At 51.3% G+C, this 6,435-nt stretch carries 5 protein-coding genes; 1 reads left to right on the top strand and 4 read right to left on the bottom strand.

Annotated features, from left to right (window positions below; translation table 11 throughout):
- Positions 1-955: 955 nt before the first annotated feature.
- Positions 956-1,675 (bottom strand): M48 family metallopeptidase, encoded by a 720-nt coding sequence (locus tag CWI84_RS08720; protein WP_157981011.1) that lies wholly within the window; start codon positions 1,673-1,675, stop codon positions 956-958.
- 120 nt (positions 1,676-1,795) lie between these two features.
- Between CWI84_RS08720 and gorA the strand changes: the two genes are divergently transcribed.
- Positions 1,796-3,148, top strand: coding sequence for a glutathione-disulfide reductase (gorA, locus tag CWI84_RS08715; RefSeq protein WP_126842208.1), 1,353 nt, complete (start codon positions 1,796-1,798; stop codon positions 3,146-3,148).
- 81 nt (positions 3,149-3,229) lie between these two features.
- On the opposite strand, the gene gdhA is transcribed toward gorA, so the two are convergent.
- From gdhA to CWI84_RS08700, 3 genes are all read right to left on the bottom strand, one after another.
- Positions 3,230-4,582: an NADP-specific glutamate dehydrogenase gene (gene gdhA, locus CWI84_RS08710; RefSeq protein ID WP_126842207.1), complete on the bottom strand. Its 1,353-nt coding sequence runs from the start codon at positions 4,580-4,582 to the stop codon at positions 3,230-3,232.
- A 23-nt stretch (positions 4,583-4,605) separates the two neighbouring features.
- On the bottom strand, positions 4,606-5,154 hold the full coding sequence (locus tag CWI84_RS08705; protein WP_126842206.1) for an acyloxyacyl hydrolase: 549 nt from the start codon (positions 5,152-5,154) through the stop codon (positions 4,606-4,608).
- A gap of 87 nt (positions 5,155-5,241) precedes the next feature.
- Positions 5,242-6,435, bottom strand: coding sequence for a GGDEF domain-containing protein (locus CWI84_RS08700; RefSeq protein WP_126842205.1), 1,194 nt, complete (start codon positions 6,433-6,435; stop codon positions 5,242-5,244).

Here is a 6,435-nt window from a genome sequence, read left to right as displayed (position 1 = left end):
AGAGGAAGCCTAGGTATGTTATTCAAAGAAAACCGACCGAGGCCATCAAGACCAAGGTCGGTTAAACTATCCAAAACCCGCTATCCGGTGAATCGCAATGCTGCTCCGCTTAAGTGAACAGCATTGCGCTTAACCGCGGGCTTTTTTGTGCCTGCCAATTCTTTACTGCGGCTGTTAGCTTGGGCTCGCGGCAGGCTTGGGATTGGTTGCTCTCTACCACGGCGTCTAGCTTGGGTGCGTCGGCATCGTGAGGGGCTGGAGGGCGCTTGGTGTGTAGGCGCTTGTTAGAGTCATTGCACGGCACCCCGCCGGTTCACGAAGCTGGGGAAAAAGCCGCTCAAGCTCATCCATGAGGCGCTTAGTCTCCGGCCGTCCATGGCCGGAGATACTTTTTCCCCAGCTTCGCGCCCCAACGTTGTGCGTTAAATGTAGGTGAAGTCGCGCCTACACCCCAAGCTTAGGGCTACGGAGAAGCGATGCCGAAGCCACACCGAGCGCGCCGTGGCAGAGAACAACCAACCCCAAATAGGCTGTCTGAAGCTAATAAATAGAAGCGAGTGGATAAAAGCTGGTACTTCTTTACTGCGGCTTTCCGCGATGGTGGACGGCATCGCTTCTCCGCACCTATTTGGCTCGGGGTGTGGGTGCGTTTTCCTCGATATTGATTAGCGTGTCGTTGGGGCGCGGGGGCTCCGGTAAAAAGCATCTCTGGCCAGGGAGGGCCAGAGACTGAGCGGCCATGGATGGCTCGAGCGTCTTTTTACCGGAGACACCGTGAACCGACGGGACGCTGAGCACCAATCACCCCAGCGCCCACACCCCGAGCCTTCCCCCAACCCTGACGATGCCGCGAGCCCAAACCCCCGGCCGCAGTAAAGAATTGGCCCCTCACGATGCCAACATGCTCAAGCTCATCGCCGTGGTAGGGAACAAACAACATCCCCGACCCCATGATTCAGTTTGCGAAGGCGGTGTAATGAGGGTTCAGTACGGTGATGCCGTGGCGCTTTAGCCAGGCTTCTGCGGCTGGGTAGTTGGGGTCGTGCTGTTCGACGAGCTGCCAAAAGGCTTTACTGTGGTTAAAATGCTTTAGGTGGCAGAGTTCATGGATAACCACGTAGCGCACGACATATTCCGGTGCTAACCAAAGGCGCCAGCTCATTCGGATAGCTCTGGTGGCGGAACAGCTTCCCCATTTTCCGGTAAAGCTCGCAATATCATGGCTGCTGGGTTGTAACTCCGCCACCTGCCAACTATGGATAAAGTGATCTAGCCATTGTTTAGCAAGCGCTTTGTAGCAATCTTCGACTAACTTTTGGGTATTTTTTTGGGGCTGCTTTACTCGGTTGGATAAGGCGACTTGAAAGCCATTATCGTTAAATTCACAGTGGGATTGCTTGGCACCTAAGTGCACCCATAGTGGATAGGTTTCACCCAAATACTGTAGTGTTTCGCCATTTTCCCAGAGCCGTTCGGCGAGCTTTGACAACTGCTGTTGTTGCCGCGCTAAATGGCGGTTTATCCAGTTTGCCTTGGCACTGACAAACTGCTGAATCTCGCGCTCGGCTAAACCATGTGGTGCATTCACCCGTACTTCGCCTTGCACAACTTTAATTGATAAGCTGCGTCGTCGACTTCGATGGATAGAATAGATTAGGTCTATCGGTTCTTTCACCGCGGCTTCCACTGTTGGTTAATTGATTAAAACGGCGTTTTACGCGACCATAATGGCATTTTTCGCACGACCCGTGTCGGCGGCATCCGCGTGCTGCCAGTTGAATCAAGGAGTTTCTACATGAGCAGACATTATGACTATCTTAGCATCGGTGCAGGTAGCGGGGGAATCGCCTCAGCTAACCGCGCGGCAATTCACGGCGCCAAAGCAGCCGTTATCGAAGCCAAAGCGGTTGGTGGCACCTGTGTGAATGTCGGCTGTGTGCCGAAGAAAGTCATGTGGTATGCCGCTCACGTTGCAGAAGCGGTAAAATACGCGCCGTCGTTTGGTTTTAACCTTGAGCAAGGCCAATACGATTGGGCCACCATGGTCAAAAATCGGGAAGCCTATATTGAGCGCATCCATGGCGGCTATCATCGTGGTTTCCAAGGGAATGGCGTTGAATATATCGAGGGTTTTGCCAAGTTTGTGGATCCACACACCGTCGAGGTGAATGGTGAACGCATTACCGCCGACCATATCACTATCGCCACTGGCGGTCGGCCAATGATTCCTGATGTACCCGGTGCCGAACATGGCATCGACTCTGACGGCTTCTTTGCCCTCACTGAACAACCGAAAAAGGTTGCCGTCGCTGGTGCCGGTTACATTGCCGTAGAAATTGCCGGGGTATTCCACGCGTTGGGTTCAGACACCCATTTGTTGGTCCGCCGCGATCGACCGCTGCGTGACTTTGATAGAACCCTGACTGACGGATTAATGGAGCGGATGCAACAAGACGGTCCAACGTTGCACACCGAGACCACGATTCAACAAGTGGTGAAAGAAGATAACGGCAAATTGACGCTGCATTTCACCAACGGTGAACAGATGACTGATGTTGATTGCCTCGTTTGGGCGATTGGGCGTGTACCAGCGACCGACAACATCAACATTGAATGCACGGGCGTAGATGTGGATGAGGCCGGTTATGTCCGTACGGACTTATTCCAAAACACCAATGTGCAAGGCATCTATGCAGTAGGCGACATCACTGGCCGCGCACAGTTAACGCCGGTGGCCATTAAAGCTGGTCGGCAACTGGCTGAACGGTTGTTTAACAACAAACCGAACGCCCACTTTAACTACGAGAATATTCCTACTGTAGTGTTTAGCCACCCCACTATCGGCACTGTGGGCTTATCGGAAGAAGATGCCATCGTGAAATATGGCGAAGAACAAGTGAAGGTTTATAAGTCGTCTTTCGCGGCCATGTACAACGCAGTAACACCGCATCGCGCGCTGAGTTTCTTCAAACTCGTCTGCGTTGGTAAAGAGGAAAAAGTGGTCGGTATTCACGGCATTGGTGAAGGCATGGACGAAATCCTTCAAGGCTTCGCGGTCGCATTAAACATGGGCGCCACCAAAGCAGACCTCGATAACACCGTGGCTCTGCATCCCACCAGCGCCGAAGAGTTCGTGACCCTGCGTTAAAAATGCATCATCAAATAATACTGTAAATAGAAAAGGGGCGCTGAGCGCCCCTTTTCTTATTTCGCTAGCTGCGAAAGCGGTTTATACAACACCCTGCTGGATCATTGCGTCCGCGACACGGCGGAATCCAGCGATATTGGCCCCTAACACTAGGTTATCGGGCTCGCCAAATTCTTCCGCGGTGGTTTTCGCGTTGGTATAAATGCTGTGCATGATTTCCTGCAAGCGTGCATCCACCTTTTCAAACGGCCAGTGTTCCATTCCGGCATTTTGCGCCATTTCTATTTGGCTGGTTGCGACACCGCCAGCATTGGCCGCTTTACCTGGTCCGTAAGCCAATTTTTCGGCAATGAATAAATCCACGGCAGCTTGTGTAGAAGGCATGTTGGCGCCTTCAATCACACCAATACAACCGTTACTGAGCAACGCTTCGGCATCTTTTTCGGTCAACTCGTTCTGGGTTGCACAAGGAAATGCCAAGTCGGCTTTATAGCGCCAAATGGTATGGCCGTCAGACGGGTAGTCATCTCGCGCGGTGTATTCTGCATCAGAGTGGGTGTCTAAATAGGCCTTCAAGCGCTCATGGCGGTGCTCTTTCAGGTCTTTAACCAAATCTAGGTCAATGCCTTTGGCGTGGTACAACGTGCCGCTAGAGTCGCTACAAGCAACCGGTTTAGCCCCCAACTCGTAGAGTTTTTCCATGGCATAGATAGTCACGTTGCCTGAGCCTGAAACCAAGCAGGTTTTGCCCTCTAGGCTCTCACTCTTGCCTTCAAGCATGTACTTAGCAAAATAGACTGCGCCATAGCCAGTTGCTTCTTTGCGCACTTGTGAACCACCAAACAGCAAGCTCTTACCGGTCAGCACACCGTCAAAGCGGTTGGCCAGTTTTTTATACTGGCCAAATAGGAAGCCAATTTCGCGTCCACCCACACCGATGTCACCGGCAGGAACGTCAGTATTAGCACCGATATGACGGTAAAGCTCACTCATAAATGATTGGCAAAAGCGCATGATTTCTGCGTCTGATTTACCTTTCGGGTCGAAATTGGCACCACCTTTACCGCCGCCAATCGCCAGTCCTGTTAAGGCATTTTTAAAGATTTGTTCAAACCCAAGAAACTTAATGATGCCGGCATTTACACTCGGGTGGAAACGCAGTCCACCTTTATACGGACCCAGCGCCGAATTAAACTCGATGCGGTAGCCTTTATTCACTTGAATATCGCCGTTGTCATCCATCCACGGCACGCGGAACATGATTTGCCGTTCGGGTTCGACTAAACGCTCAATAATGCGTTGCTTGCGATACAACGGCCGTTCTTCAAGTAGTGGCTCAATAGACTCCAATACATCTTCTACCGCTTGGTAAAATTCGGTTTGTGCCGGGCTGGTACGTTTTAATTCATCAATCGTCTCTTTGATGTAAGACATTCTCTCCTGCCTGTTGTTAAATGTTATAGGGGCATTACCCAGTACAGCGAAAAAAAGTTCACGCCATCATTCGGTGCTTCAATATCTGCGTTCGAGTAATGCGAAAAATATAACGATAACCGTTGCTTCGAATCGGGGTCGAATTGCCAAGAAACACCAACACGATCCTCAAACTGAAAGTGCGTCGATAAATCACGGTCGCCAATCGAGGTCTGGTCAAGATAGCTACCACCTATTCCAGCTTCTAAATAGATCGGCGTCGCAGACTCTGTCAGTTGCCAGCGAAACATCGGGCTTAACGTTAGTGCAGTTATGTTATCAGAATGGAGATCGGAATTTTGCCAAACATTCAGCGCGCCTTCTAAACCGATTTCAGGATCACCAAACCATTGCTGCAAACCACTTGGTAACTGCCAGCCCAAATCGGTCAAGCGATAACCTAATCTTACGCCGCGTTCGTGCGAAGGGGAATAGGCTGCGCCAATGTGCCATTCATCGGCATCAGCGTTCACAGTGGTGACCAAGGAAAGAAACATGATTGCGCTGAAAAAGCGCCAGAATTTAGCCCGCATACAACGACCTCCGACTACAACTGCGGAAAAAATTAATCATACATACACGAATGTATGATTGTTGGATCAACTTTTCCCGCTAAGAGGTCAAGAAATCAACGTCACACGGTTCCTTCCAGCTTTCTTCGATTTGTATAAGGCTTGGTCCGCACGTTTTAGCAACGCCTCGGTCGCTTCGCCGGGTTGGCGCAGGGCGCAACCTAAGCTAATGGTAATACGTAATGTTTTACTGGCGCTGCCCTTGCCGCGTTCTGCTTTACCTTGGCGTTTATCTTCGGGGCGTTGTTGGTCGCGAAGCACAAGTGGGTAGTCGGCAACCTGCTGCCTCACATCTTCCAGCGTCTCGGCAATGCGTTCAGCCTTGTTATGCGAAAACACCAAGGTAAATTCTTCACCACCATAACGGTAGGCTTTACAGCGCTTTTCCTTGCTTAGCAAGCTACCGAGTAGTTTCAGAACTTGGTCTCCTACGTCGTGACCATGGCGATCATTAAATTTTTTAAAGTGGTCGACGTCTAGCATTGCCACGGCACTGCGTCTACCTAGTCTTTGCAGATGGTTTAATAGCGCCCGTCGCTGCGGCAATTGCGTTAGCTCATCAATGTACGCCAAACTCAATAACCGTTGCGTCAGCGCCAACAAGAATCCCACTAAAATGCTCAAGGTCATCCATGCGGAGGCATAGGGTTGGGCAATAAAAAACAAAAACACCATACTCGCCAGCCATGCCGCCCACTGGCTCCAACGATAGCTCTCTACTTTTCGGTAGAGTAATGCTGTTGCCCAAAGGCCTGAGATCAAAACGGTCCATAGTACCAACCCAGAATGGGCGTACCAATCAGCCATAGAGGGCAATAACAACCATTGGTTGGGCTCAATAATGGCGAGCGTGCCGGCAATACTGGCTAACAGCAAGCTCTGCGGTAATAGCCCAATCAGCGCGACAACAAGGAAGCCTCTTACCGTCGGCAATGGCGGTCGGGGTAATAACGCCAATAATACGCCTGACACACTCAGCCATACCGCTAACGCCTGATAGCGCGCCATAATATCGGGGTCGGCCAGTGGTTGTTGCAGCCCTTGTTGGATAAAGGCGTAATTGCCGCCCACCCAAGCTAACCAGAACCACCAATCCCATTGCCTTAATACTGCGGTTAACACCGCCACCAAGGCTATCGCGCCGACCACTGTCGACAGCTCAGAAAATGGAAATTGCGCCAACCACTCAGGCCGCCACAACGCTAATAGAATACCCGCAATAACGGGAAGGGCTCCCCACAT

The sequence above is a fragment of the Idiomarina tyrosinivorans genome (assembly GCF_003987475.1).
Classification (GTDB): Bacteria; Pseudomonadota; Gammaproteobacteria; order Enterobacterales; family Alteromonadaceae; genus Idiomarina; species Idiomarina tyrosinivorans.
This window is presented reverse-complemented; position numbering and strand designations above follow the sequence as displayed.